The organism is Streptomyces sp. NPDC058307 (assembly GCF_042880295.1).
Lineage (GTDB): Bacteria > Actinomycetota > Actinomycetes > Streptomycetales > Streptomycetaceae > Streptomyces.
Genome location: NZ_JBHVYZ010000023.1, coordinates 15,498 through 42,375 on the forward strand (window position 1 = coordinate 15,498; position 26,878 = coordinate 42,375).

The following is a 26,878-nucleotide window of genomic DNA, read 5'->3' on the forward strand; positions in this document are numbered from 1 at the left end:
ACAGTGATCGACATCGCCAAGGAATACCGCGTGGCCCTGCCCGCCTGGATCGACGACGAACTCGCCGACGTGCCCGCCACCGCCCCCTCCCGCGAGGACCGGATGCGGCTCGTGCACCGCCTCGCCGACCGCAACTGGCGCGAGGGCAACGGCGGCCCGTTCGCGGCGCTGGTCGCCGAGCGCGACTCCGGCCGGATCGTCTCCGTCGGCGTGAACGTCGTCCTGTCCACCGGGGTGTCCAGCGCGCACGCCGAGGTCGTCGCGCTCGGCCTCGCCCAGACGGCGACCGGCAGCTGGGACCTCGGCGGCGAGGGCCTGCCCTCACACGAACTGGTCGTCAACTGGCGCCCCTGCGTGCAGTGTTACGGCGCCACCATGTGGTCCGGGGTACGCGGCCTGGTGGTCGCAGGCCAGGGCCCGGAGCTGGAGGAGATCACCACGTTCGACGAGGGCCCGCTCGGCGCGGACTGGGCCGAGCAGTTCGAGACACGGGGCATCGAGGTCGTCGGGGACGTCCTGCGGGACGAGGCGCTCGCCGTGTTCCGCAACTACCGCAAGGCCATTGACGAGTCCGACGAGGTCGTCGTCTACAACGCGCGCGGGGGAACGGAATGAGCCCTCGTTTCGCGACGGACGTCATCACCTTCTACCACCCCGGCTTCTGGGACCTCGACTCCGCCGACGCGGTCCGCTCCTGGGCCGCGGACCATCCGGACCGCTTCTGGCAGCGGGTGATGGACACCCTCGCCGAGACCGAAGTGACCGGCATCGAGCTGACGTTCGCACCCGGGGACGCGGACTCGGCGGTGCGGGCCTTCGGCAGCGCGGAGGCGTTCCGCCGCGAACTGTCCGCGCGCGGTCTGGCCGTGGTCAGCGCCTTCGTCGCCGACGGCGACGCCCCCGACTGGCGGCACGGCGACGACCTCCCCGCGATCGTCGCCGACGCCGAGCGCCGCGCCGCCTTCCTCGCCGAGGTGGGTGCCGAGGTCCTCGTCACCGGACTGCCGATGAGGACGACGTACGGCACGCGGCCGCCCTTCTTCGTCGACGCCGCCTACATGACGCGCATGGCCGACATCGCGCACGCGGTGGGGGAGGCGGTGTCCCGGTACGGGGTGCGGCTGGCCTTCCACACCGAGTCCCACAGCACCCTCTGGTACGAGCGGGACATCGACCTGTTCATGGCCCTGACCGACCCGCGCTATGTGTGGCTGTGCCCCGACTCCTGCCACATCGCCCTGGGCGGCGGCGACCCGGTCGCGGTGGCCCGCCGCCACGCCCCGCGCACCGCCCTGGCCCACTGGAAGGACGCGGTCGCCCCGATCGACGTCCACCTGACGATCGACGACACGGTGTACGCCCGACAGCAGCCGTACATGACGGAGTTGGGCACGGGGATCGTCGACTGGGAGGGCTGGGCGGACGCCATGTCCGGTACGCCCGGCGCGGACACGGTCCTGATCGAACTGGACGAGGCCGCCGATCCCGTGGCCGCGCTGAGGGCGGGGACAGCGGTGGCGAAGCAGGTGCTAGCGGCGCAGCTCGGCGTGGGCGGTCTCCGGGAGCCGCAGATAGACCAGTGACGAGCCGAGGCACAGGACGGCCACGTACCACGGGAACAGTCCCGCGTGCCCCAACTCCTTGAACAGCGTGCCCACATACGGTGCCGTCCCGCCGAACAACGCCACCGTCAGGGAGTACGGGAACCCGATCCCGGCCGCCCGCACCCGCGCCGGGAACACCTCCGCGTTCACCGCCGCACTGATCGACGTGAACCCGGTCAGCAACACCATCCCCGCGCACTGCACGAGCAGCAGCACCACGAAGGAGTCCCGCAGCGCATGCAGCAGCGGCACGCTCAGCAGCGCGAAACCGATCCCGAAGAAGAGCAGCAGCGGCCGCCGCCCGAAGCGGTCCGACAGCAGCCCGCCCAGCGGCTGGAGCACCCCGAAGAAGGCGAGCGAGATCGTCCCCGCGAGCAGTGCGTCCGAGGTGTCGACGCCGGCGTTGAGTTCGGCGTACGTCGGCAGATACGACGTCCACGTGTAGTACGCGATGGTGCCGCCCATCGTGATCCCGCAGATCAGCAGGGACTCGCGCGGATGGCGCCGCAACCCGTCCAGCAGCCCGGGACGCGGCGCCCGCCGCTGCTCCTCGCTGCGTGTCTCCTGCGCGCCCTGCCGGATCCAGAACCCGACCAGGGACAGCACCGCCCCGAGCACGAACGGCACCCGCCAGCCCCAGGCATCCATCCGCCCCTCGCTCACGGTGTCCACCAGCAGCGTGGCGATCCCGGACGCGAGGAGCTGTCCGGCCGTCGTCGACACGTACTGGAAGCTGGAGAACAGCCCCCGCCGGCCGGGCCCCGCCGACTCGACGAGGAACGTCGTGGAAGCTGCGAACTCCCCGCCCACGGACAGCCCTTGGAGCAGTCGCGCGAGCACCAGCACGACCGGGGCGAGGACGCCGACGGCCGCGTACGTGGGTGTCAGCCCGACCAGCAGACTGCTGCCGCCCATCAGCAGGATCGTGACCGTCAGCGCGGCCCGCCGCCCGTGCCGGTCCGCGATCGCCCCCATCAGCAGCCCGCCGACCGGCCGCATGAAGAACCCCACCGCGAACACCGCGAACGTCGAAAGCAGCGGCACCAGCGAGTCGTCCGCGCCTTTGGGGAAGACCGCGGCTGCGATATAAGTCGCCAGGAACGTGTAGGCGTACCAGTCGTACCACTCGACGGCATTGCCCACGGAGGCGGCGAGCAACTGGCGTACGGGCCGTTTCGTGGGCGGCGCGTCCGGACGTGGCGTCTCTGTCATGAGCGCGACCATCCCCCGATCGAGGCCCGTCACACCTCCTGTACTCGCGACTTTCACATCAGCGACACCGGACCCTTCCCTGACGTTTGGTGCACTTGGAACACTCGCTGCGCGCACCTTCCGTCACCTTCGGGCCATCGATGCGCAGGATTGAGAGGTCCCTCACTCATGTCCGACGTCAACCGGCGCAGATTCCTGCAACTCGCGGGCGCCACCACCGCCTTCACCGCCCTGTCGAACAGCATCCAGCGCGCCGCCGCGCTCCCGGCCCACCACCGCACGGGGACGATCGACGACGTCGAGCACGTCGTCGTCCTCATGCAGGAGAACCGGTCCTTCGACCACTACTTCGGCTCGCTCAGGGGCGTACGCGGCTTCGGCGACCCCCGCCCGGTCACGCTGGAGAACGGCAAGTCGGTCTGGCACCAGACGGACGCCAACGGCAAGGAGATCCTGCCGTTCCGCCCCGAAGCCGACGACCTGGGCCTGCAGTTCATTCAGGACCTCCCGCACGGCTGGAACGACGGACACGCCGCCTTCAACGGGGGCAAGTACGACAAATGGGTCCCGAACAAGGGGTCCACGACCATGGCGTACCTGACCCGCGAGGACATCCCGTTCCACTACGCCCTCGCCGACTCCTTCACCGTCTGCGACGCCTACCACTGCTCGTTCATCGGCTCGACCGACCCGAACCGCTACTACATGTGGACGGGTTACACGGGCAACGACGGCCAGGGCGGCGGACCGGTCCTCGGCAACGACGAGGTCGGCTACGGCTGGACCACCTACCCCGAGCGCCTGGAGAAGGCCGGCGTCTCCTGGAAGGTCTACCAGGACGTCGGCGACGGCCTCGACGCGGCCGGCAGCTGGGGCTGGATCCCGGACGCCTACCGCGGCAACTACGGCGACAACTCGCTCCTCTACTTCAACCAGTACCGCAGCGCCAAGCCCGGCGACCCGCTGTACGACAAGGCCCGCACCGGCACCGACTACACCAAGGGCGAGGGCTACTTCGACCAGCTGAAGGCCGACGTCAAGGCCGGAAAGCTGCCCCAGGTCTCCTGGATCGTCGCCCCCGAGGCATTCACCGAGCACCCCAACTGGCCCGCGAACTACGGCGCCTGGTACATCGCCCAGGTCCTGGACGCGCTCACCTCCGACCCGAAGGTGTGGGCGAAGACCGCCCTGTTCATCACCTACGACGAGAACGACGGCTTCTTCGACCACGTGGTCCCCGCCTTCCCCGCGGGTTCCGCTGCGCAGGGCAAGTCCACCGTCGACCCCTCTCTCGACTTGTTCAAGGGCGACGCCAACCACCCGGCCGGTCCCTACGGACTCGGCCAGCGCGTGCCCATGCTCGTCGTCTCGCCCTGGAGCAAAGGCGGTTACGTCTGCTCCGAGACGCTCGACCACACCTCGATCATCCGCTTCATGGAGAGGCGCTTCGGCGTCCACGAGCCCCACATCTCTCCCTGGCGGCGCGCGGTCTGCGGCGATCTGACCTCGGCGTTCGACTTCTCCCGCAAGGACACCAAGCCGGTCGCCCTCCCGGACACCGACGGCTACGAGCCGCCGGACCGCGAGCGCCACCCCGACTACGTGCCCGTTCCGCCCGCCGTCGGTGCCCTGCCGAAGCAGGAGCGCGGCCTGCGCCCCGCCCGCCCCCTCAAGTACGCCCCGCGCGTGGACGGTTCGGTCGACGCGAGGAACGGCAGGTTCACGCTCACCTTCGCCTCCGGCGCCAAGGCCGGTGCCGCCTTCCTGGTGACCTCCGGCAACCGCGCCGACGGGCCCTGGAGTTATACGACCGAGGCCGGAAAGGCCGTCTCGGACACCTGGAACTCGGCGTACTCCAAGGGGTTCTACGACCTGACCGTGCACGGCCCGGCCGGTTTCCTGCGCGCCTTCAAGGGGCCGAACAACAGCGCTGGTCCCGAGGTCACCGCCCGCCACACCGGCGACGACGTCGAGCTCACCTTCACCAACAAGGGCTCCGGCACGGCCCGTCTGAAGGCCGTGAGCGGCTACGGCGACCCCGCGAGGACCTTCACCGTGCGGGCCGGAGCCACCGTCCGGCACACCTTCCGCCTCGCCAGGAGCCGTCGCTGGTACGACCTCACGGTCACGTCCGACGCCGACCCGGCGTTCCTGAGGCGATTCGCCGGACATGTCGAGAACGGGCGTACCGGAGTGAGCGATCCCGCCGTCATCACCCGGTAAAGCCGTCGCAGGAGCGGTCGTTCACCTGACCGGATCGCAGTGGTCCCGGGGTACTGTGCCCCGGTGACCACGCATTCGAACACACCTGCAGGCTGGTACCCCGATCCGCACGGGGCGGCCCAGACGCTCCGGTACTGGGACGGCGCGCAGTGGACCCAGCACACCCACCAGGACCAGCAGGGGGCGGGGCAGGGCGCCGCTCAGGCCGTGCAGGCCCCGCCGGCCCCGCCCGTCCAGCAGGCACCGCAGATGCCCCAGCAGTCGGCCGGCCCCGACGCGCGCGTGCAGCGTCAGGTGCAGCAGCAGGCCGGGGTCAGCGGGGGCGGTGCGGGCGGCGGCACGCTGTTCACCGAGCCGGTGCTCGTGGTCAACCAGAAGGCCAAGCTGATCGAGCTGACCAACGAGTACAAGGTCATGGACCAGAACGGCAACCAGCTCGGTTCCGTCACCCAGGTCGGGCAGAGCGCCTTGCGGAAGATCATCCGGTTCTTCTACAGCATCGACCAGTTCATGAAGATCAAGCTGGAGATCCGCGACGCCCACGGGCAGCCGCTGATGCTGCTGACCCGGCCGGGGAAGATCTTCAAGTCGCGGGTGATCGTGGAGCGTCCGGACGGTTCGCCGGTCGGTGAGATCGTCCAGCAGAACATGATCGGGAAGATCAACTTCGCGCTGATGGTGAACGGGCAGCAGGTCGGCGCGATCAAGGCGGAGAACTGGCGGGCCTGGAACTTCGCGATCGTCGACCACACGGAGAACGAGGTGGCCCGGATCACGAAGACGTGGGAGGGGCTCGCCAAGACGATGTTCACGACCGCGGACAACTATGTGCTGCAGATCCACTACCAGCTGCCCGAGCCGCTGTTGAGCCTGGTCGTCGCCACGGCGTTGACCGTGGACACGGCTCTGAAGCAGGACGCGCGCGGGTTCGGCTGACCGATTCGGGCGCGGCGCCGTCGTGGTTGCTCGCGCAGTTCCCCGCGCCCTAAAGGGGCGCTGTCAGGTGCCCCGGCTCCGAAGGGCGGGGCACCTTCACGTCCCGCAGAGACGGTTCCAGGGCCAGTACGGCCGCCACCGGGTGCTCCTCCTCCGCCGGGACCGGGCCCGTCCGGGTCAGCAGCACCACACCCCATGCCGCCAGGCCCGCTCCCGCCAGCGCGAGCAGTACGCCCGCCGCGCCGCCCCGCAGGCCCTCGCCCAGCAGGGAGAGGCCGATCACCGCGGCGGCCAGCGGGTTGGCCAGGGTCACCACCGCCAACGGGGCGCCCAGGCCGTCACGGTAGGCGGTCTGGGAGAGCAGGAGCCCGCCCGCGGCGAAGGCCGCGACCAGCAGGGCCACGCCGATCACCTGGACGCTGAGGAGCGACCCGGAACGGTCGGTCGCGGCCACCGTCACGGTCTGGGTGAGCGCGGAGGCCACGCCCGAGGCGAGACCGGACGCCGACGCGTGCCGCATGCCGGGCCGGGCGCCGGGCCGGGCCAGGAGTCCGATCAGCGCCGCCGTCACGGCGGCCACCGCCACCGCCTCGGAGGTGCTCAGCACCCTCCCGGGCGCGGAACCCGACGCCACCACGAGGATCGCGGCGAGACCGGCCAGGGTGTACGCGGTGCCCCGCCACTCCGTCGCGCTGACCCGGCGCCCCGCTATCCGCGCGCCCAGCGGCACCGCGGCGACCAGGGTGAGGGCGCCGAGCGGCTGGACCACGGTCAGGGGGCCGTACTTGAGGGCGACGACGTGCAGCAGCGCGGCCGCCGCGTTGAGGGCGACCGATCCCCACCAGGCGCCCGAGCTCAGCATCCGCAGCACACCCGAGCCGGGGCTGCGGGAGGCCAGGCGCTCCTGGGCGACGGCGGCGGCAGCGTAGGCGACGGAGGAGAGCAGGGAGAGGGCCAGGGCGAGCAGAGTGGCGTTCATCGGGCCGCTCCGACCAGGACGTTCTTCTTGGGCTTCTTGTGTTCGGCCGGGGCGAGCTTCTCCTGCGCGCGACCCGCGGTCGTGGCCGTCGGTTGGGGCACGCGGATGACGGCGAGGGCGATGCCGAGCAACGCCGTGGCCACCATCGCGTCCATCCAGTAGTGGTTCGCCGTCCCGACGATGACCACCAGGGTCACCAGCGGATGCAGCAGCCACAGCCGGCGCAGGCGCGAGCGGGTCGCCACGATCAGGCCGATCGCCACCATCAGCGCCCACCCGAAGTGCAACGAGGGCATCGCGGCGAACTGGTTGGAGAGGGTGTCGGTCTGCGGCGGGCCGTACACCGAGGGGCCGTAGACCTTCGCGGTGTCGACCAGACCGGCCGCCGCGAGCATCCGCGGCGGGGCCAGCGGGAAGACGAGGTGCGGCACCAGAGCGGCGCCGGTGAGCGCGGCCAGGACGCGGCGGGCCCAGACGTAGTGGGCGGGGCGCTTCAGGTACAGCCAGACCAGGAAGGCGACCGTGGCCGGGAAGTGGACGGTCGCGTAATAGGTGTTCGCGAGGTGCGCGAGGGTGTCGCCGTGCAGCAGCAGCGACTGCACCGAGCCCTCCGAGGGCAGGTGCAGTGCCCGCTCCCAGTCCCACACACGGCCGGCGTTGCGGAAGGCCTCGGGGGTGTGGCCCGTTACCAGTTGCCGGCCGACCTTGTAGACGAGGAAGAGTCCTACGACGAGCAGGAGCTCACGGACGAGCGGCGGCCGCGCTGTGGCGCCGGGCTCCGCTTCTGAAGGCTCGGTGCGGGCATTCATTCCCCCGGCCCTTTCGCTGGTGGTGCAGGTGGTGAATCCGAACAAGGTGGTGACCCGTTCCGATTCCAAAAACTCATCGGTACGACATCGTACCGATACGCCAGTGTACCGATACGGTCGGGTACCGGTACACTGGCGTATCGATTGACATACGACACACTGGAATCCGGGAATGAAACGCGACGGCCGTGCAGCAGGCCGGCCGACGGAGCGAGTGAAGGGGAGAGCTGATGACGTCGCAGGCCGCGGACGGACCGGAGACGGTCGCCGCCTCGCGCCGCTCCAAGATCACGCCCGAGCGTGAGCAGGAGTTCTTCGACGCCGTGCTCGAACAGGTCCGCGAATGCGGATACGAAGCCGTGACCATGGAGGGCATCGCCGCCAGCACCCGCTGCAGCAAGTCCACCCTCTACCGGCAGTGGAAGACCAAGCCCCAGTTCGTGGTGGCCGCCCTGCGCTCCCGCCGCAGGGCTAAGTTCGACGGGATCGACACCGGATCGCTCGCCGACGACCTGCGCGAGGCCGCCCGGGCCGCGGCCCGGTGGTCGATGCACGACACCAAGCTGCACCAGGCGCTCGGCCACGCCGTCACCCAGGACGAGGAACTCGCGCAGGCCCTGCGTGAGGCGCTGGTCGAACCGGAGATCGCCGCGCTGAGGAACATCCTCCAGCGCGGGGTCGACCGGGGTGAGATCGCCGCCGGACACCCGGCGCTGGAATACATCCCGTGTCAGATGTTCGGTGTCATCCGCGCCCGGCCCGTCGTCGACGGGCAGTACGCCGACCAGGACTACCTGGTCCGCTTCGTCGAGGCCGCCGTACTGCCGACACTCGGCCTGAGCTGAGACCCGGGCCGCCGTCCACGGGATGACCGGACGGTGGCCTGCTCGCGCCGCACCGTGGGGACGGGGGCGGCGCGCACCCCCCGGCCGGGTGGGGTTCCTCTCGAGCAAAGAGGCGCCCCTCCCGGCCGACCGGTGTCCGGGGGGCGGCCGTCAGACGCCCTGGCCGCTGCCGCCGCCCGTCGAGACCTTGATTCCCTTGGTGATGTCGTCGATCACGCTCTGGCCCTCCGCGACGTCGACACCGAAGCGCACCACGACGATCTGCTGGGGGTTCGCCGGGGACGGGAAGGCCAGCGACTCGACATAGCCGTCGGAGCCCTTGCTGGTGACCGCCTTCCAGCGGACCAGATAGCCCTTCTGCCCGGCCACGGTCACCGCCTTGGAGGCGAGGACGTCGTGCGAGGTGATCGAACCGTAGGTCTTGCCGCCGTAGGACTGCTCGGCGTTCGCCTCGATGTCGGCCTTCGCGACCGCCTCGGCCGTACTGCCCTTGGTGCGCAGTGCCAGCGCGGGCGCCGAGTAGGCACCGCCCTTCGTGCACTTCTCGGAGGTGTCGCCGGGGCAGGCGTAGGAGTCGTTCGAGGTCACGGAGGCGCCGACCTGGATCTCCTGGCCGTACCAGTCGTCCGGGATGGGCAGGCTGATCCCGTCGATCGAGTCGGTCACCGAACCGCTCTCGATCTTCGGCGCCTCGGACCCCTGCGGGGAGGGCGACGCGCCCCCGGAACCTCCGCCGCCGCCGGAGCCGCCGGGCCCTCCGTTGCCGCCGAAGGGCCCGCCCTGGCCCCCCGTGCCGCCGGGTCCGCCCTGGCCGCCCGGCCCCTGCGAGGCGGCCGAGTCACCGTTGCCGCTGCCGCTGTCGGCCAGCAGGTACACACCCACGCCTATGCTCGCCAGGACCGCGACCGCGACCGCCACCGCCACGGCTATGCCCACGCGGCCGCGCCGCGATCCGGCCGGTGGCTGGGCGGGATACGGCGGAAAGGCCGGGTACTGGCCGCTGTCCCCGGGGCTCGCGACCTGTTCCGGGGGACCCCATGCGGCGGCCGATCCGGCGGGCCGGGTCCGCTCCGTCCACGCCTTGCCGTCCCACCAGCGCTCGGTGGCGGGACCGTCACTTGTCTGCCCGGGATCGGGGTACCACCCGGGGGGAGTCTCCTGCGTCATGCCCCCACCGTATGAGCACTCGGTGAAAGAGGGATGAGAGGGGACCCGCCGATTCCGGACGACCCGCCGGAAACGCCCCGTGCGGCGCGTGCGCGGGCGCGTATGCCGGGCGCCTGTGGTCGCCGGTTCGGCGCCGGGATGGCCGTGCGCGGTCAGGAACAGCTCCTTGCCCGCCGCTGAACCCGTGGGCCGCCGTGCCGATCACCGCGCACCCGGTCCCGGTGTCGAAGGCGGTCGCGTCGTGCGGCCGGCGATGCCGCCGAGGTTCGGCGCGACCGGGGTGGCCGAGCATGCCGCGCGGCCCAGCAGGCCGCCTCGCGGTCCAGGTGGGCTGCCCGAGCCGGAGGGCGCCGCGCCAGGCCGCCCGCGGTCCACCGGCAGACCCTCTGCCCGTGCGGGGCGATCAACTCGGCCTGGCGGCAGCGAGGTTCACGGGTGGCCCTGCGGCGGCCGTCGCGAACCGTGCCTCCCCGGCGACTCGACCTCCTTGCCGCCCTCGGCTCACGGCTGACTGTCGGTCAGGTCCGCCGACGGCAGGTCACGGGCAGGGCGCGTCGCCTGCTCGTACCGCAGGTCACCCGTCAAGGCAACAGGTACCCCGACCGCCCTCCGCTTCCGCACCCGGACGGCTACGCTCGGGATCTGTAGGTCGTTCGGGCGACTTGGGGAGGTAGCGGGATGACGGAGGTACGGCCCATTGCGGCCGCCCCGGCCTCGCTGTGGGAGCGTGACGAGGAACTCGCCGCCGTCGAAAGGGTGATTGACTCCCTGTGCGCGGACCGCACGTCCTCGGGCAGCGTGCTCGTGATCCGCGGCGAGGCGGGCTTCGGCAAGACCGCCCTGCTCGCCGAGACCCGCCGTATCGCCGAGGCACGCGGCTGCACGGTCTGGTCCGCGCGTGGCGGCGAGACCCTCAGGTCGGTCCCCTTCAACGTCGTACGACAACTGCTGCAGCCCGCCCTCCTGTCGCTGATGCCCGAGGAGGCCCGCGAGTACCTCGGCGACTGGTACGACATCGCAGGGCCCGCCCTCGGCATCGCGGACCCGGGGGAGCGGCAGGCCGACCCGCAGGGCGTGTGCGACGGCCTGGTCGCCGCGGTGCGCCGGCTGGCCCGCCGGGACTGGCCGCTCGTGCTGATGGTCGACGACGCCCACTGGGCCGACCAGGAGACCCTGCGCTGGCTCGCCGCCTTCGTCGAGCGCCTGGACGACCTGTCCGTCCTGGTCGTGGTGGCCCGCCGCCCCGGTGAGGCCGCCGGCGAGCGCGCCCGCCTCCTGGAGACGGTGGCCTCCGCCGCGGGCCGCCCCGCCACCCACCTCAGCGCCCTGACCCCGGAGGCCACCGCCGGCCTCACCCGCGCCACCCTGGGTGAGCACGCCGACGCCCCGTTCTGCCGCGAGGTGTGGGCCGTCACCGGCGGCAACCCGTACGAGACCGTCGAACTCCTCGCCAAGGTCCGCGACAGCGAGATCGAGCCCAGCGAGGGCTCGGCGAACGAACTGCGCGAACTGAACCGCTCGGCCCGCGGCGGCGGACTCGTCGCCCGCCTGGAGGAACTCGGCATCGACGCCACCCGGTTCGCGTGGGCGGCCGCGATCCTCGGCACCGACATCTCCGTCTCCCTGGTGGCCAGGCTCGCCACCCTGAAGCCGGACGAGGCCGCGCGCTGCGCCGAACTCCTGCGCAACGCCCGCATTCTGACCGACTCCGTCACGGAGGACGACGAGCTGGAGTTCGTGCACCCGCTGATCGCCACCGCCGTCTACGAGTCCATCCCCGACGCCCTGCGCAAGGCCATGCACGGCATCGCCGCCCAACTGGTCACCGACTCCGGGCTCGGCGCCGCGGCTGCCTCCCGGCACCTGCTCCAGGTCCACCCGGACGACGACGAGGAACTCGTCGAGCAGCTGCGCGAGGCCGCCCGCGAACACCTCCTCGTCGGCGCCCCGGACGCCGCCCGCCGCTGCCTGGAGCGCGCCCTTCTGGAGCCCCCGCCGCCCGAGGTCCACGCGCGCGTGCTCTTCGAACTCGGCTGCGCCACCCTCCTGACCGCCCCGGCCAAGACCATCGGCCACCTCCAGACCGCGCTCGCCATGCCGGGCCTGGAGGGCACCGCGCGGGTGGACGCCGTCGTCCGCCTGTCCCAGGCGCTCATGCACAACAACCAGCTGGAGGAGGCGGTCCGCACGGTCGAGGCGGAGGCCGCCCGGCACGCGGAAGGCCCTGCCCGGCTGCGCCTCCAGGCCGTGCAGTACACCTGGGAGGGGCTCTACCCGGGCGAGGCCACCTCCCCGGCGCGCTCCGAGCGGCTCGCCGCCCTGGCCGCCACCTGCACCGGCCGGGACAACTCCGAGCGGGCCCTGCTCATCCTGCGCGGCTTCGACGCGATGGCCCACGGCGAGAGCGCCGAGGAGATCGCCGAAGTGTGCGACCGCGCCCTCGTCAACGGCCGCCTCGCGCCCGGACTCGGCTGGACCGACACCGAGTGGGGCCTCGAACTGCCGCTGATGCTGGCCAGCGCCTACGCCTTCACGGACCGGCTCGACCGCGCAGAGGCCCTGTACACCGACGCCCTGCGCACCTACGAAACGGCCGGCTGGAGCGGCGGCCACCTCGCGCTCGCCCATGCCTACGTCGGCCTGGGCCACCGTAGGCGCGGGCGGCTCAGGGAGGCGGAGACGTCCCTGCGCGAGTCACTGCGGCTCGCCGAGCGGGTGGGGCGAGGACTGCCCCTGTACTGGTCGGCGACCTGCAACCTCGTCGACACGCTGCTCGCGCGCGGGCATGTCGAGGAGGCGTGGGCGATCGCCGAGCAGTACGGGTTCGCGCCGCCGTATCCGTCCACGATCGTGCTGCCCGATCCGCGGTCCGTGCGGGGGCGGCTGCTGCTGGCCGTCGGCAGGACCAAGGACGGGATCAACGAACTGGAGGCGGCGGAGAAGGCGGCGGCGGTCCGGGGGCACCACAATCCGGTGCTGGTGCCGTGGGCCGTCGATCTCGCCCGCGCCCTCGCCGTCGAGGACCCGGTGCGGGCCGCCCAGTTGGCCACAGAGGTGCGCCGGTACGCCGAGCGGCTCGGTACGGACACGGCGATCGGTGAGGCGCTCAGGTGCGCGGCGGCGCTGGAGACCGGGCAGCGGGCGGTACGGCTCGCCGCGCAGGCGGTCGCCTACCTGGAGGCGTCGCCCTGTCAGTACGAGCATGCGGCGGCACGGGTGGAGTACGGGATCGCGGCACGGTCCGTGGCGGAGCTCAACCGGGGCGTGGCACTGGCGCGTTCGTGCGGGGCGGACGGTCTGGTGGCGCAGGCCAGGGAGGTGCTGGAGACGGGTCGGGGACTGCGGTGACCTGGCCTGCGGGCTGCTTCAGGGCACCAGTAGCTGCTCGGTGACGGCCGACAGGCGCTTCTGCACCTCCCTGTCGTACGTCCCCTCGTGTGCCCGAGCCGGATTCGTCCCGTCGAAGAAGCGGCCCGTGCCCAGGTCCTCGGTAGCCAGGGCCAGGACTCCCGGAGCCCCGTCCGCCACCGTCGACCACGGGGCCACCCCGCCCTCTCGGACCATCGCGGTGTCCATGAACGTGGCCGGGTGGAGGACGTTCACCGCGATCCCCGTGTCCGCCAACTCCTCGGCCAGGGCGAAGGTATGGGCCGCCAGGGCGAACTTGCTCCGGCAGTACGCGGCGAAGCCGCTGTAGCCGCGGCTGAACTCGACGTCGTCGAAGTCGACCGGCTCCTGGCCGACCGACCCGACGTTGACGATCCGCGCCGGCCGCGTCGGCAACAGTGCTCTGGTCAGCGTGACCGGCGCCAAGTAGTTCACCGCCAGCCGCAGTTCATGCCCGTCCGCGCTCACCTCGCGCCCCGAGCCGGGCGAACCCGCGCCCACACCCGCGTTGTTGATCAGGACGTCCAGCCCGGGGTGGGCCTCGGCGACCCGCGCGCCCAGCTCGCGCACCTGGGCCAGGGAGGCGAGGTCGGCCACGAAGCCCTCGGCCGCCCCCTCGGACCGCAGCTCCTCCACCAGAGTCCCGGTACGGCCCGGGTCCCGGCCGTGGGCGAGGACGGTGTGGCCGGCGCGGACCAGTTCGAAGGCGACATAACGGCCGAGACCGGAGGTGGCACCGGTGATCAGAATGGTCGACATGCCCCTACCGTAGGCACATCCGCACCGTCGGCGCCTGTCCCTGCCGGGGTCACCCTTCCGTCTCCTCCGCCAGCACCCGCTGCGCCGTGGCGAACGCCGAGTTCGCCGCCGGCACCCCACAGTAGACGGCCGTCTGGAGCAGTACGGCCCCGATCTCGTCCGGCGTGAGGCCGTTGCGCCGCGCCGCGCGGACATGCATGGCCAGCTCGTCGTAGTGGCCGTGCGCGACCAGCGCCGTCAGGGTGATCATGCTGCGCTCGCGGCGGCTGAGCGTCGGGTCGGTCCAGACCTCGCCCCACGCGTAGCGGGAGATGAAGTCCTGGAAGCGGGCGGTGAACGGGGTCTGCCGGGCCTGCGCCCGGTCCACGTGCGCGTCCCCGAGCACCTCGCGCCGCACCTCCATGCCGCGCTTGGCGCCCCCGCCGAGGTGCGCGCGCAGCGCGGTGAGGACGGCCTCCGGGCACTGCGCCGGAGCCAGGTGCGAGGCCCCCGGGAGTTCGACGAGCGTGGCGCGCGGCACCGCGTCGGCGATCTCCCGCAGATGGGGCGGCGGGGTCGCCGGGTCCTGGCGGCCGGCGATCAGCAGGGTCGGCGCGGAGATCCCGGCCAGCCGGTCGCGCAGGTCGAAGGAGGCCAGGGCGTCACAGCAGGCGGCGTAGGCCGACGGATCGGCCTCGGCGTGGTCGCGGACCAGTTCCGGCACGCTGAAGTCACCAGCGAACCAACGGGAGTTCGCGCTCTCCAGCAGCCACTGGAGCCCCTCCCGGCGGACCCGCTCGGCCCGCTCCTCCCAGGGGCCGCGCCCGTTGAAGTGGGCACTGGAACAGATCACGGCGAGCGACTGGACGCGTTCCGGGTGATGCACGGCCAGGTGCAGACCGACCGCGCCGCCCAGGGACACCCCCGCGTACCCGAACCGCTCGATGCCGAGGGAGTCGGCGAGCGCCAGCACCAGGTCGGCCAGATCACCCACGGTGGCGCCGGGACCGATCAGGCCCGGCGCCGAACCGCCGTGTCCGGGCAGGTCCCAGCGGACCACCCGGTGGCTGATGGACAGCTCGGGCGCCACCTTGTCCCACAGGGCGTACGAGGTCCCGAGCGAGGGCCCGAGCAGCAGCGGGGGAGCGGAAGCGGGGCCCTCGGCGCGGTGGTTGAGCAGCTTCTCGGTCAACGTCGCTCCAGAGCACGGTCGGTGAGGGTACCGGCGGAGCCGGTGTAGCGGGCGGGGTCGGTGAGCTCGTCGAGGTCCAGGTCCTTCAACTCGGGCTCGCGGGCAAGGAGTTCACCGAGCGAGAGACCCTCTGCGTACGCCCGCTCGGCGAGTTCCGTCAGCAGTGCCTTGGCGCGGGCGCGGCCCAGCACGGGGGCCAGCTCGGCCGACAGCCGCTCGGAGGCGATCAACCCGTGGGTGAGGTCCAGGTGTTCCCGCATGGTGTCCGCGTGGACCCGCAGTCCCTCGGTCAGTTCGGCGGTGTCCCGCGCGGCTCCGCCGACCAGCCGCAGCAGGTCCCTGAGCGGCTCCCACTCGGCGTGCCAGGCTCCGGCAGGCCGCTCGTCCTCGGCGGCCAGCGAGCCGTACAGCGTGGCCGCGAGCTGCGGGGCCCGCCGGGCGGCCGCGGCGATCAGCGTGGACCGTACGGGATTCGCCTTGTGCGGCATGGCCGAGGAGCCGCCGCCGCTGCCCTCCGCGACCTCGGCGATCTCGGTACGCCCGAGCACGAGGACATCCGCGGCGATCTTGCCCAGCGCGCCGGCGGTGAAGGCGAGACATCCGGCGAGGTCGGCGATCGGGGTGCGCAGGGTGTGCCAGGGGAGCAGCGGCGCCCGGAGTCCGAGCTCCGCGGCGAAGGCCGCCGTGAGGGCCTGGGTGTCGTCGGTGCCGTAGGCCGTGAAGGCCGCCAGGGTCCCGGCGGCACCGCCGAGCTGGGTGGGGAGGGATTCCCGTACGGCCGCGATCCGGTCACGCGCGTCCAGCACCAGGGACCGCCAGCCGGCGGCCTTCAGCCCGAACGTCGTCGGTACGGCGTGCTGGGTGAGCGTCCGCCCCGGCATCGCGGTGTCCCGGTGCTCGGCGGCCAGCCGGGCCAGGGCCTGCTGGGCGCGGTGGAGGTCCGCCAGCACAAGGTCGAGGGTGCGCGCCGCGACCAGCATCGTCGCCGTGTCCAGGATGTCCTGGCTGGTCGCGCCCCGGTGCACATACGGGCCGTACTCCTCGCCGACCGCCTCGGTGAGGTCGGCGACCAGCGGGATGACCGGGTTGCCGCCGCCGCGCGCACGGTCGGCGAGGGACCGTACGTCGAAGCGGCCTGCGTGGGCCGCCTCGGTCACCGCGTCGGCCGCGCCGTCCGGGGCGAGCCCCAGCCGGGCCTGTACCCGCGTCAGCGCGGCCTCCGCGTCCAGCAGCGCCTGGAGGTAGGCGCCGTCGGCGGTCGCGGAGGCGGCGGGGGAGCCTGCCCACCCGGGGGCGAGCAGACTGGTGTCGGGATCGGGAGAAGTCACTGGTACTCCAGGAAGACCGTCTCGCCTTCGCCCTGAAGGCGGATGTCGAAACGGTAGGTGCCATCGCCCTGCCGGCGTGCGATCAGCGTGTCGCGCCGCTCGGCCGGGACCCGGGCCAGCAGGGGGTCGGCGGCGAGGGCCGCCTCGTCGTCCGGCAGGTAGATCCGGGTGTACAGGTGCACCAGCAGCCCGCGCGCGAAGACGCACACGCTGATGTACGGGGCGCTCCGCCCGCGCGCGCCCGGCCGCAGGGTCCGCGCGGTCCAGTGGCCGTTGGCGTCGGTCTGGATGCGGCCCCAGCCGGTGAACTCGACGCCGTTGCGGCCCAGGTAGCCACCGGTCGCGGGGTCGCGCCGGATCGAGCCGTCGACCTGCGGGACGTTGCCGTCAGGGTCGGCGCCCCACAGCTCCACGAAGGCGTCGGGCAGCGGGTTGCCCGCGCCGTCGGTGATGTAGCCCTGGAGGGTGATGGTGTCCGGGTGGCCGACGGGCGCGATGTCGCCGCCGCCGGGGAAGGGCAGGGCATGGCCGTAGAAGGGGCCGACCGTGTGCGACGGCGTCGGCAGCACGGTCTCCGGACGGCTGGTGTCGATCTTCGTCATGGCTGGTCAGCGTCCTTCTTCGAGCCAGGTGGCCTGCGGTCCGTCGAGCACGATGTCCCAGTGGTAGCCCATCGAGAACTCCGGCACGGACAGGCTGTGGTCGTACGTGGCGACGAGCCGCTGGCGGGCCGCGTCGTCCGTGACCGACTGGATGATCGGGTCGTAGGGGAACAGCGGGTCGCTCGGGAAGTACATCTGCGTCACCAGCCGCTGGGTGAACGCCGTGCCGAAGATCGAGAAGTGGATGTGGGCCGGCCGCCAGGCGTTGACGTGCTGGCGCCACGGGTAGGGGCCCGGCTGGACGGTGGTGAAGCGGTAGCAGCCGCTGTCGTCGGTCAGGGTGCGGCCGACGCCGGTGAAGTTCGGGTCCAGCGGGGCGGCGTGCTGCTCGCGCTGGTGGGCGTAGCGGCCGGCCGAGTTCGCCTGCCAGATCTCCACCAGCTGCCCGCGCAGCGGACGGCCGTTGCGGTCCAGGAGCCGGCCCTCGACGGTGATCCGCTCACCGATCGGCTCCCCGGTGTGCTGCCGGGTCAGGTCGTTGTCGATCTCGGTGATGTCCCGCTCCCCGAAGGCGGGCGAGTGCAGCTCCACCAGCTCCGGGTCCTTGGACACGTCGATGCCGATCGGCGGCTGCTTCGGGTGCCGCAGCACCGAGGAACGGTAGGGCGCGTAGTCGCGGCGCGGCTGGTGCTCGACGGGAGCGCCGTCGGCGAGCCGCTTCTCGTACGCGGCGTGCTCGGCGGCGATTTCCCGGTCGATGTCGTGCTGGGTGAGAGTCATGACGATTCCCCTGCGTTCCATTAACGTTCGAGGACGAGAGCGAGGCCCTGGCCGACGCCGATGCACAGGGTGGCGACGCCGACTCCGCTGCCCCTGCGGGCGAGTTGATGGGCGACCGTGCCGGCCAGACGCGCGCCGGAGGCACCCAGCGGGTGGCCCAGCGCGATCGCCCCGCCCTGCGGGTTGAGGATCGCCGGGTCGAACTCGGGCCACTCGGCGACACAGCCCAGCACCTGGGCGGCGAAGGCCTCGTTCAGCTCCAGTACTGACAGATCGTCAAATCCCTTGCCTGTCTTGGCGAGTGCCCGGTTGACCGCTTCGACGGGGGCGAGCCCGAAGTAGTGCGGGTCGAGCGCGTTGACCCCGGTCGCGGAGATCCGGGCCAGCGGCTCGCGACCGGTCGCCGCGAGGCCCTCGTCGTCGACGAGCAGCAGTGCGGCGGCACCGTCGTTCAGAGGTGACGCGTTGCCCGCGGTGACCGTGCCGCCGTCCGTGCGGAACGACGGCTTGAGCTTCGCCATCGCCTCCAGGGACGCGTCCGGGCGTACGCATTCGTCGGCGCCGAAGACGACCGGCTGGCCCTTGCGCTGCGGGATCGACACCGGCGCGAGCTCGGCGTCGAACAACCCTGCCGTCTGTGCCCTGGCCGCCTTCTGGTGCGAGGCCAGGGCGAACTCGTCCTGCTGCTCGCGGCTGATCTTGTGCTTGTCGGCGATCAGTTCGGCCGACTCGCCGAGCGGAATCGTCCACTGCGGCTGCATCCTGGGGTTGACCATGCGCCAGCCCAGCGTGGTCGAGTACAGCTCGGCGTGCCCGGCCGGGAACGGCTTGTCGGACTTGGGCAGCACGTAGGGCGCCCGGGTCATCGACTCCACGCCACCCGCCACGGCGATGGAGGCGTCCCCGACGGCGATGGCGCGGGCCGCCTGGATCACGGCTTCCAGACCCGAGGCGCACAGCCGGTTGACGGTCACGCCGGGCACGCTGGTCGGCAGGCCCGCCAGCAGCGCGGCCATGCGGCCGACGTTGCGGTTCTCCTCGCCCGCGCCGTTGGCGTTGCCGAAGTAGACGTCCTCGATCCGGGCCGGGTCCAGGTCGGGCGTACGGCCGAGCAGTTCACGGATCGCGTGGGCGCCCAGGTCGTCCGGGCGTACCGAGGAGAGAGCTCCGTTGTAGCGGCCGACCGGAGTGCGGACCGCGTCGACGATGTAGACGTTCTTCACTGCAGGCCCTCCGCGACGGTCAGCTTGGCGTCGGTCTTGGCGGTGATCTCCTCGACGCCCACCCCGGGCGCCGTCTCGACCAGCACCAGGCCGTCCTCGGTGACGTCCAGGACGCCGAGGTCGGTGATGATCCGGTTCACGCAACGCTTGCCGGTCAGCGGCAGCGCGCAGCGGGTGAGGATCTTGGGCGAGCCGTCCTTGGCGGTGTGCGTCATCACCACGATGACCGTGCGGGCGCCGTGGACCAGGTCCATCGCCCCGCCGATCCCGGTGATCAGCTTGCCCGGGATGGCCCAGTTGGCCAGGTCGCCGGTCTCGGACACCTGCATGGCGCCCAGCACGGCCACGTCGATGTGCCCGCCCCGGATCATCCCGAAGGACAGCGCCGAGTCGAAGAAGGACGCCCCCGGCAGCACGGTGACGGTCTCCTTGCCCGCGTTGATCAGATCCGGGTCGACCTGGTCCTCGGTGGGGTAGGGGCCGGTGCCCAGGATGCCGTTCTCGGACTCGAGGATCACCTCGACGTCCTCGGGGAGGTAGTTCGGGATCAGCGTCGGCAGTCCGATGCCGAGGTTGACGTACTGGCCGTCCTGGAGTTCGCGCGCGGCCCGCGCGGCCATCTGTTCCCGTGTCCAGGCCATCAGCCGCTCACCGTCCCTCGTGCCGCGGGCGCGGAAACCGTCCGTTGCTCGATCCGCTTGTCCGTCGCCTGCTCCGGGGTCAGCGCGACGACCCGCTGCACGAAGATCCCCGGCAGATGCACCGCGTCCGGATCGATCTCGCCTGGCTCCACGAGTTCCTCCACTTCGGCGATCGTGATCTTGCCGGCCATCGCCGCGAGGGGGTTGAAGTTCCGGGTGGACCTGTTGAAGACGAGGTTGCCGTGCCGGTCGCCTCTCGCCGCCCTCACCAGTGCGAAGTCGGTGCGGATCCCGCGCTCCAGGACGTACTCGGTGCCGTCGAACTCGCGGACCTCCTTCGGCGGGGAGGCCACCGCGACGCCGCCGGAGCCGTCGTAGCGCCAGGGCAGTCCGCCGTCGGCGACCTGGGTGCCCACGCCGGCCGGCGTGAAGAACGCGGGGATGCCGGCGCCGCCCGCCCGCATTCGCTCGGCGAGCGTGCCCTGCGGGATCATCTCGACCTCCAGTTCACCGGCCAGGTACTGGCGGGCGAACTCCTTGTTCGCGCCGATGAAGGAGCCGGTCACGCGGGCGATCCGTCCGGCGGCGAGCAGGACCGCGAGGCCCGACTCCATCGCCCCGCAGTTGTTGGAGACCACCGACAGCGAGCCGGTGCCCTGCTCGTACAGGGCCTGGATGAGCACGTTCGGCACACCGCTCAGCCCGAAACCGCCCACCGCGAGCGACGCGCCCTCCGGCACATCGGCCACCGCCTCCCGGGCCGTGGCGACCACCTTGTCCATCCGAGCCCCATCTCTGCAAGTGCTCAGTGCACTGAGTATTTCGGCGAGGTTTCTCTCAAGCTGCCACTGTGGCAGCCTGGCGTCAAGGCTCACTACTCTTCAGTGCACCAACCAAAGCCCCAACCAAAGCACCGACCGAAACGCCCACCAACCTGACTCGGGAGCGCACATGGCCGCGGTGGATCTCACCACCCACCCCGGGCACCTCGCCCGGCGGCTCCAGCAGGCGCACTACCTGCTGTGGAACACGATGGTCTCCGAGGAGATCACCTCGCCCCAGTTCGCGGTCCTGAACGCGCTCGTCGCCGAGCCCGGGCTGGACCAGCGCACGGTGGGGGAGCGGGTGGGGCTGGACCGGTCCACCATCGCCGAGGTGATCAGCCGGCTCGGCCGGCGCGGACTGCTCGACAAGGTCCGCGACCCGCAGGACGGCCGCCGCTTCCTGCTGCGCCTGACCGAGGACGGGGTGCGCACCCACCGCAAGCTGACCGTGCGCACCGCCCGGATGAACCAGGTCTTCCTGGCCCCGCTCTCCGTCGAGGAGCAGGGCCGCTTCTTCGACCTGATCCGCCGGGTCGCGGACGCGGCGGAGGGGCTCCGCAATCCCGCGGAACCCCTCCTCACCCAGCGCTGACCCTCACCCGGCGCTGTCAGGACGTCTTCGCGAAGACGACCCACACCTGGCCCTCGGCGAAGTTCACCGGGGAGCCGTCCCTCGTGGTGAACTCCGTGCCGTCCGTGGCCTTCGCCCGCTTCCAGTTCACGTCGTAGGCGCGGCCGTCGCGCAGCACCCTGGCCTTGCCCGAGCCCACCGTCACCGTGTACGGCGTGTAGTTGCCGAGGAAGTCGTGGAAGGCGGACTTGCGGACCTTCACGTACTGCACGACGACCGTGGCCGGGGCCAGCCGCTTCCCGTCGGCCGTCACGTCCGGGGCGCCGTCCACCGAGACCAGCCAGCGCTCCCTGCTCTGCGACCAGGTGAAGGAGAAGCGAGCGGCCGGGAAGCGAACCGTCTCCGAGGTGTGCTTCGTGCCGCCGGCGGGAGCGGGGCCGTAGTGGAAGCCGTTTGTCAGCGCGGCGGCGCCCGGTGTGGCGGGCACCAGGCGCTTCGGATGCAGGAAGAGGTTGTGCGGGGACACCCGGTCGGCGCCGCGGAAGTAGGCGCCGGACGCCTTCTCGGGGGTCCGGGGGAGCAGCGGCGCCCGGTTGATCAGGGGCATCAGCTTGCTCTGGGCGCCGGAGAAGGCGAGCGTCGGGTGGTCGAACTGCCGCAGCAGCTCCAGGTCCGACTCACGGGCGCTGCGCACGGGGCCGACGGCCTTCGGCAGCTTCGTCGCGTACACCGCCATGAGGCGGCTGAGCCCGCCCTCGACCTGCTCGGCGTAGACGACGTCGGCGGAGTCGATGCCGGTCTGCGGGCGCGCCGCCGACACGTTGTCGATCTTCACGGCGAGTACGGAGGGACCGTGGGCCTCCTTGCTCGGTTCCGATGTGTTCGGTGGTGACGTGCTCGGTCGATCCGTGCGGAACTGTCCGCGTCCGTCGTCGGCCGGGCCCCGGTGTGTGCCGTGTCCCGTGCAGCCCGCGACGAAGAGGCCCGTGACGGTCAGCAGTGCCGCCGCCGTACGGGCGCGCCGCGTGCGCGCCCCTTGCTCCCTACCCACCATGCCCACCGTGCCCGCCCGTCTCGTGTCTTTGATTGTGCGCTTATAAGTTCATTGATGGCCATACCCGTCTGTTTCTGATTCGTCGCGTCGACTAGGCCGATCGGCCCTGGATCGCGGTTCGGCAGGAGTCCGCCCGGGTACCCGGGGCGCCTTACCCAGGACCGACACACGACGTGACGGAGGGAGAGCCGGGCGATGAAGGCTGTGACCTGGCAGGGCAAGCGGGACGTACGGGTGGAGGAAGTGCCCGATCCGAAGATCAAGGAACCGACGGACGCGATCATCAGGATCACCTCGTCCGGGTTGTGCGGCTCCGACCTGCATCTCTACGAGGTGCTCACCCCGTTCATGACGCCGGGCGACATCCTCGGCCACGAACCCATGGGCATCGTCGAGGAGGTCGGCGCCGGGGTGCCCGACCTCTCGGTCGGCGACCGGGTCGTCGTGCCCTTCCAGATCGCCTGCGGCAAGTGCTGGATGTGCATGACCGGGCTGCCGACCCAGTGCGAGACCACCCAGGTGACCAGCGAGGGCATGGGTGCCGCCCTGTTCGGCTACACCCGTCTGTACGGCGCCGTACCGGGCGCCCAGGCCGAGTACCTGCGCGTTCCGCAGGCCCAGTTCGGACCCATCAAGGTCCCCGAGGGCCCGCCGGACGACCGCTTCGTCTACCTCTCCGACGTGCTGCCCACCGCCTGGCAGGCCGTCGCCTACGCGGACGTCCCCGAGGGCGGCAGCGTGGCCGTGCTCGGACTCGGGCCCATCGGCGACATGGCCTGCCGGGTCGCCCAGGTGCGCGGCGCCGGGCGCGTCTTCGGCGTGGACCTCGTGTCCGAACGGCTGCGTCGAGCACGCGCACGGGGCGTGGAGACGTACGACCTCAGGAGCTTCGACAGCGAGAAGGAGCTCGTCCAGGCGATCCGCGACGAGACCGACGGACGCGGCCCGGACGCCGTGATCGACGCCGTCGGCACCGAGGCCCATGGCAGCGCGGTCGCCCGCCTTGCCCAGAACGCCTCGGCCCTCCTGCCGAGGAAGATCAGCGGGCCGTTCGCCGAGCGCTTCAGCGTCGACCGGCTCGCCGCCCTGCACACCGCCATCGAACTGGTGCGCCGCGGCGGCACGCTCTCCCTCACCGGCGTCTACGGCGGCATGGCCGACCCGCTGCCCATGCTCACGATGTTCGACAAGCAGATCCAGATCCGGATGGGCCAGGCGAACGTACGGCGCTGGTGCGACGAGATCATCCCGTACCTGACCGACGAGGACCCGCTCGGCGTCGGCGACTTCGCGACCCATCACGTGCCGCTGTCGGACGCCCCGCACGCCTACGAGATGTTCCAGAAGAAGCAGGAGGGCGCGGTCAAGGTGCTGATGCGGCCCTGACCCCGCGGCTCAGCCCAGGATCTCGTCGAGGTCGTAGCGCACCGGCTCCTCCAACTGCGCGTAGGTGCAGCTCTCCGGGGTCCGGTCGGGCCGCCAGCGGCGGAAGCGGGCGGTGTGGCGGAACCGTGCGCCGTTCTCCATGTGGTCGTACGCCACCTCCGCCACCCGCTCCGGTCTGAGCGGCACCCAGGAGAGGTCCTTCTTGCCCGACCAACGGCTCGGCGCCCCGGGCAGCCGGGCGCTCTCGTGGGCGGCCTCCTCGGCCCAGGCCGCCCACGGGTGCCCGGACACGTCCTCCATCCGCAACGGCTCCAGCTCCTCGATCAGCTCGGCGCGCCGCTTCATGGGGAAGGCCGCGGACACGCCGACGTGCTGGAGCGTGCCCCGGTCGTCGTGGAGGCCGAGCAGCAGGGAGCCGACGACCGGGCCGCTCTTGTGCAGCCGGTAACCCGCGACCACCACGTCCGCGGTGCGCTCGTGCTTGATCTTGTACATGGCGCGCTCGTCCTGCAGATAGCGCAGGGTGAGCGGCTTGGCGATGACACCGTCCAGGCCCGCGCCCTCGTACTGCTCGAACCACTGCCGGGCCACCTCGATGTCCGTGGTGGCCGGTGCGAGGTGCACCGGGGCCGTGACCCCGGCAAAAGCCGCCGTGAGCAGCTTCCTGCGGTCGGTCAGCGGGACGTTCAGCAGAGATTCGTCCTGGAGTGCCAGCAGGTCGAAGGCCACGAAGGACGCCGGAGTCCGCTCGGCGAGTGTCCGCACCCGGGAGGCCGCCGGATGGATGCGCTCGGTCAGCGCGTCGAAGTCCAGCCGGCCGTCCCGCGCGATCACGATCTCGCCGTCCATCACGCACCGCTCGGGCAGCCGCGCCGCGAGTGCCTCCACCAGCTCGGGAAAGTACCTGGTCAGCGTCTTTCCGGTGCGGCTGCCCAGCTCGACCTCCGCCCTGTCCCGAAAGACGATGGCGCGGAACCCGTCCCACTTCGCCTCGTAGTGCATGTCCGGCGGGATCTTCGCCACGGACTTGGCGAGCATGGGCTTCACGGGGGGCATCACGGGCAGATCCATGGTCCGATTCTGCCCGCGCATGCTCCGAAATGCCTGATATGCCGGGCTCGCTTACCGTGGCTCGCATGGGTGACGCGGTGGAACTGGAGGCGGGCGGCCGGACCGTACGGCTGTCCAGCCCGGACAAGATCTTCTTCCCGGAGCGCGGGTTCACCAAGCTGGACCTCGCCCGCTACTACCAGGCCGTCGCCCCCGGCATCCTGCGCGCCCTGCGCGACCGCCCCACCACCCTGGAGCGCTACCCGGACGGCGTGACCGGCGAGAACTTCTTCCAGAAGCGGGCGCCCAAGAACATGCCCGACTGGATTCCGACCGCCCACATCACCTTCCCCAGCGGCCGCAGCGCCGATGAGATGTGCCCGACCGAGGAGGCCGCCGTCCTGTGGGCCGCCCAGTACGGCACCCTCACCTTCCACCCCTGGCCGGTCCGCCGCGACGACGTCGACCGCCCCGACGAACTGCGCATCGACCTCGACCCGCAGCCCGGCACGGACTACGACGACGCCGTCCGCGCGGCGCATGAACTGCGGTCGGTGCTGGAGGAGTTCGGTGGTCTGCGCGGCTGGCCCAAGACCTCCGGCGGCCGCGGTCTGCACGTCTTCGTGCCGATCGAACCGCGCTGGACCTTCACCCAGGTGCGGCGGGCCGCGATCGCGGTCGGGCGCGAGATGGAACGTCGGATGCCGGACCACGTGACCATCAAGTGGTGGAAGGAGGAGCGGGGGAAGCGCATCTTCATCGACTACAACCAGACGGCCCGCGACCGTACGATCGCCTCCGCCTACTCGGTACGGCCCCGCCCGCACGCCCCCGTCTCCGCACCCCTGCGCTGGGAGGAGGTGGGCGAGGCGCACCCGCAGGACTTCGACATCGCGACCATGCCCGCGCGCTACGCCGAACTCGGCGACGTGCACGCGGACATGGACGATCACGCCTTCTCGCTGGACGCCCTCCTGGACCTGGCCCGCCGTGACGAGCACGACCACGGGCTCGGTGACCTGCCGTACCCGCCCGAGTATCCGAAGATGCCGGGGGAGCCCAAGCGGGTACAGCCGAGCCGCGCCAAGAAGCCTGGTTCTACAGCTCCTTGATCCGGATGTCCCGGTACGAGACCACGTCCGTCGTGCTGTGCACCTGGAGGCCGATGTAGCCGGAGGAGAACCGCCGCCCGTCCGTGCCCGGGTCGTCCGAGCGGGCCGGGTAGAAGTCCTGACCGCCGATGTTGTCGAACTCGTTGATCAGCACGCCGTTGCGGTAGACCGAGTAGTGCTGGTCGACCACCCGGATCTCGTAGTCGTTCCAGGTGCCCTTCTGGGTGACGCCGGCACCGGCGAGCCCCACCCGGTCGAAGCCGTAGATCGACCCGGTCTTGTACATGTCGCCGTCCGGCCGGTCGAGCACCTGCACCTCGTGGCCGTACTTGATGGCGACCCACTCGGGGCGGGACTCCTCCGGGTGGTCGTGGACCCACGGGAACCGCACGAACACACCGGAGTTGGCGTTCCCGGTGCCCGGGGCGTCGTCGCGCCACTGGAGCTTGAGCGAGAAGTCGCCGTACTTGCGCTCCGGGAACCAGAGCATGCCGAGACCGTCCTTCGTGGTGCCGGACGTGATGGACCCGTCGCCGTTCGGTGCGAACGAACCGCCGCCCACCTGCTGCCACTTGGCGAAGGAGGCCGCGCTGCCGTCGAGGATCGTGCGGTAGCCCTCGGTCTGCCCCGGCCTGCCGATCCCGGACTCACGGGCCGCCGCGTCGATCGCGTCGTACTCGCGCTCGTCGACGACCCCGTCCCTGAAGAGCTTGTCCAGAACGGTCTTCACATGCTTGAGGAACAACGCCTGGGACGTCCACTCCTTCTCGTCCTCGATCAACTCGTTGATCCGGCACCGGCTGTTGGTGATCCGGTTCGGCATCCCTGAGTCGACCGTGCCGACGATCACCGTCAACCGCTCGTCGAACTCCGCGCAGTTGGGCGCCGGGACCTGACCGGCGACCACCGTGAAGGTCACCGTGCGCGCGGCCGAGGTGTTGCCCGCCTTGTCCGTCGCCCGGTACGCCAGGGTGTGGGTGCCCGCCCGGTCGACGATCACCGGAGCGGTGTACGCGAGATACGGTCCGGCGTCGATCGAGTACTCGACGCCCGCGACTCCCGAACCGCCCTCGTCCGTGGCGCTCACGGTCACCTTGGCGTTGCCCACGTACGCCCCGTCGGAGTTCCGCGTGCCGTCCACGGTCACACCGGTCACCGGCGGGGTGGTGTCGTGCGGGGCCGTCGCGACCACCGTGAACCGGACGCTCTTCTCCG

24 protein-coding genes are annotated in these 26,878 nt (G+C 71.5%); 9 read left to right on the forward strand and 15 right to left on the reverse strand.

Features of this window, described 5'->3' with window-relative positions; translation table 11 throughout:
- The first annotated feature begins 3 nt into the window (after positions 1-3).
- Complete coding sequence (locus ACFVYN_RS18380; RefSeq protein ID WP_389999405.1) at positions 4-615, forward strand: nucleoside deaminase; 612 nt, start codon at positions 4-6, stop codon at positions 613-615.
- Entirely contained in the window at positions 612-1,583 is a 972-nt protein-coding gene (locus ACFVYN_RS18385; RefSeq protein WP_389999407.1) for a sugar phosphate isomerase/epimerase family protein, read from the forward strand. The genes ACFVYN_RS18380 and ACFVYN_RS18385 overlap by 4 nt, the downstream gene beginning before the upstream one ends.
- Here the strand turns inward: ACFVYN_RS18385 and ACFVYN_RS18390 are convergent.
- Entirely contained in the window at positions 1,530-2,828 is a 1,299-nt protein-coding gene (locus ACFVYN_RS18390) for an MFS transporter (RefSeq protein WP_389999622.1), read from the reverse strand. The genes ACFVYN_RS18385 and ACFVYN_RS18390 overlap by 54 nt on opposite strands.
- A gap of 156 nt (positions 2,829-2,984) precedes the next feature.
- Here ACFVYN_RS18390 and ACFVYN_RS18395 point away from each other — a divergent pair, with 156 nt between their 5' ends.
- Together ACFVYN_RS18395 and ACFVYN_RS18400 are read left to right on the forward strand one after the other, a co-directional pair.
- The gene (locus ACFVYN_RS18395) at positions 2,985-5,039 is read left to right on the forward strand and encodes a phosphocholine-specific phospholipase C (protein WP_389999410.1); all 2,055 of its coding nucleotides are present in this window, start codon (positions 2,985-2,987) and stop codon (positions 5,037-5,039) included.
- 63 nt (positions 5,040-5,102) lie between these two features.
- Positions 5,103-5,975 (forward strand): phospholipid scramblase-related protein, encoded by an 873-nt coding sequence (locus tag ACFVYN_RS18400; RefSeq protein ID WP_389999412.1) that lies wholly within the window; start codon positions 5,103-5,105, stop codon positions 5,973-5,975.
- Positions 5,976-6,024: 49 nt separating this feature from the next.
- Here the strand turns inward: ACFVYN_RS18400 and ACFVYN_RS18405 are convergent, their stop codons facing one another.
- A complete protein-coding gene (locus ACFVYN_RS18405; RefSeq protein ID WP_389999414.1) occupies positions 6,025-6,954 on the reverse strand; it encodes a hypothetical protein in 930 nt (309 codons plus the stop codon).
- Positions 6,951-7,763 carry a phosphatase PAP2 family protein gene (locus ACFVYN_RS18410; protein ID WP_389999417.1) on the reverse strand — a complete coding sequence of 271 codons (813 nt, stop codon included), beginning with the start codon at positions 7,761-7,763 and terminating at the stop codon, positions 6,951-6,953. Before ACFVYN_RS18410 ends, ACFVYN_RS18405 begins: the two co-directional genes overlap by 4 nt.
- 230 nt (positions 7,764-7,993) lie before the next feature.
- Between ACFVYN_RS18410 and ACFVYN_RS18415 the strand changes: the two genes are divergently transcribed.
- The gene (locus ACFVYN_RS18415) at positions 7,994-8,608 is read left to right on the forward strand and encodes a TetR/AcrR family transcriptional regulator (protein WP_389999419.1); all 615 of its coding nucleotides are present in this window, start codon (positions 7,994-7,996) and stop codon (positions 8,606-8,608) included.
- Between the two features lie 150 nt (positions 8,609-8,758).
- Here ACFVYN_RS18415 and ACFVYN_RS18420 read toward each other — a convergent pair whose 3' ends face one another.
- A complete protein-coding gene (locus ACFVYN_RS18420) occupies positions 8,759-9,775 on the reverse strand; it encodes a DUF2510 domain-containing protein (protein ID WP_389999421.1) in 1,017 nt (338 codons plus the stop codon).
- A gap of 678 nt (positions 9,776-10,453) precedes the next feature.
- Between ACFVYN_RS18420 and ACFVYN_RS18425 the strand changes: the two genes are divergently transcribed.
- The gene (locus tag ACFVYN_RS18425) at positions 10,454-13,123 is read left to right on the forward strand and encodes an ATP-binding protein (protein ID WP_389999424.1); all 2,670 of its coding nucleotides are present in this window, start codon (positions 10,454-10,456) and stop codon (positions 13,121-13,123) included.
- 18 nt (positions 13,124-13,141) lie between these two features.
- Here ACFVYN_RS18425 and ACFVYN_RS18430 read toward each other — a convergent pair whose 3' ends face one another.
- From ACFVYN_RS18430 to ACFVYN_RS18465, 8 genes are read right to left on the reverse strand one after another with little or no spacing between them, the layout of a single operon-like run.
- Complete coding sequence (locus ACFVYN_RS18430; protein ID WP_389999426.1) at positions 13,142-13,921, reverse strand: SDR family NAD(P)-dependent oxidoreductase; 780 nt, start codon at positions 13,919-13,921, stop codon at positions 13,142-13,144.
- A gap of 49 nt (positions 13,922-13,970) precedes the next feature.
- On the reverse strand, positions 13,971-15,092 hold the full coding sequence (gene pcaD / locus ACFVYN_RS18435) for a 3-oxoadipate enol-lactonase (protein ID WP_389999429.1): 1,122 nt from the start codon (positions 15,090-15,092) through the stop codon (positions 13,971-13,973).
- The gene (gene pcaB / locus ACFVYN_RS18440) at positions 15,089-16,420 is read right to left on the reverse strand and encodes a 3-carboxy-cis,cis-muconate cycloisomerase (protein ID WP_389999432.1); all 1,332 of its coding nucleotides are present in this window, start codon (positions 16,418-16,420) and stop codon (positions 15,089-15,091) included. The genes pcaD and pcaB overlap by 4 nt, the downstream gene beginning before the upstream one ends.
- Positions 16,417-17,022, reverse strand: a complete 606-nt coding sequence (gene pcaG / locus ACFVYN_RS18445; protein WP_389999435.1) for a protocatechuate 3,4-dioxygenase subunit alpha — start codon at positions 17,020-17,022, stop codon at positions 16,417-16,419. The genes pcaB and pcaG overlap by 4 nt, the downstream gene beginning before the upstream one ends.
- 6 nt (positions 17,023-17,028) lie before the next feature.
- The gene (gene pcaH, locus ACFVYN_RS18450) at positions 17,029-17,802 is read right to left on the reverse strand and encodes a protocatechuate 3,4-dioxygenase subunit beta (RefSeq protein ID WP_389999438.1); all 774 of its coding nucleotides are present in this window, start codon (positions 17,800-17,802) and stop codon (positions 17,029-17,031) included.
- A gap of 20 nt (positions 17,803-17,822) precedes the next feature.
- On the reverse strand, positions 17,823-19,025 hold the full coding sequence (locus ACFVYN_RS18455; protein ID WP_389999441.1) for a thiolase family protein: 1,203 nt from the start codon (positions 19,023-19,025) through the stop codon (positions 17,823-17,825).
- Positions 19,022-19,666, reverse strand: coding sequence for a CoA transferase subunit B (locus ACFVYN_RS18460; RefSeq protein ID WP_389999444.1), 645 nt, complete (start codon positions 19,664-19,666; stop codon positions 19,022-19,024). The genes ACFVYN_RS18455 and ACFVYN_RS18460 overlap by 4 nt, the downstream gene beginning before the upstream one ends.
- Positions 19,666-20,448 carry a CoA transferase subunit A gene (locus tag ACFVYN_RS18465; protein WP_389999447.1) on the reverse strand — a complete coding sequence of 261 codons (783 nt, stop codon included), beginning with the start codon at positions 20,446-20,448 and terminating at the stop codon, positions 19,666-19,668. The genes ACFVYN_RS18460 and ACFVYN_RS18465 overlap by 1 nt, the downstream gene beginning before the upstream one ends.
- Positions 20,449-20,617: 169 nt before the next feature.
- Between ACFVYN_RS18465 and ACFVYN_RS18470 the strand changes: the two genes are divergently transcribed.
- Positions 20,618-21,082, forward strand: a complete 465-nt coding sequence (locus ACFVYN_RS18470; RefSeq protein WP_389999450.1) for a MarR family winged helix-turn-helix transcriptional regulator — start codon at positions 20,618-20,620, stop codon at positions 21,080-21,082.
- A 16-nt stretch (positions 21,083-21,098) separates the two neighbouring features.
- Here ACFVYN_RS18470 and ACFVYN_RS18475 read toward each other — a convergent pair whose 3' ends face one another.
- Positions 21,099-22,115: a DUF3048 domain-containing protein gene (locus tag ACFVYN_RS18475; protein WP_389999453.1), complete on the reverse strand. Its 1,017-nt coding sequence runs from the start codon at positions 22,113-22,115 to the stop codon at positions 21,099-21,101.
- A gap of 195 nt (positions 22,116-22,310) precedes the next feature.
- On the opposite strand from ACFVYN_RS18475, the gene ACFVYN_RS18480 reads away from it, so the two are divergent.
- On the forward strand, positions 22,311-23,501 hold the full coding sequence (locus tag ACFVYN_RS18480; RefSeq protein ID WP_389999456.1) for a zinc-dependent alcohol dehydrogenase: 1,191 nt from the start codon (positions 22,311-22,313) through the stop codon (positions 23,499-23,501).
- 9 nt (positions 23,502-23,510) lie between these two features.
- On the opposite strand, the gene ACFVYN_RS18485 is transcribed toward ACFVYN_RS18480, so the two are convergent.
- Positions 23,511-24,572, reverse strand: coding sequence for an ATP-dependent DNA ligase (locus tag ACFVYN_RS18485; protein WP_389999459.1), 1,062 nt, complete (start codon positions 24,570-24,572; stop codon positions 23,511-23,513).
- Positions 24,573-24,637: 65 nt separating this feature from the next.
- Between ACFVYN_RS18485 and ligD the strand changes: the two genes are divergently transcribed.
- Positions 24,638-25,663, forward strand: coding sequence for a non-homologous end-joining DNA ligase (gene ligD / locus ACFVYN_RS18490; RefSeq protein ID WP_389999461.1), 1,026 nt, complete (start codon positions 24,638-24,640; stop codon positions 25,661-25,663).
- Here the strand turns inward: ligD and ACFVYN_RS18495 are convergent.
- Positions 25,650-26,878 (reverse strand): family 16 glycoside hydrolase (locus tag ACFVYN_RS18495; protein WP_389999464.1); only part of this gene is annotated, 1,229 nt, incomplete at its 5' end. The genes ligD and ACFVYN_RS18495 overlap by 14 nt on opposite strands.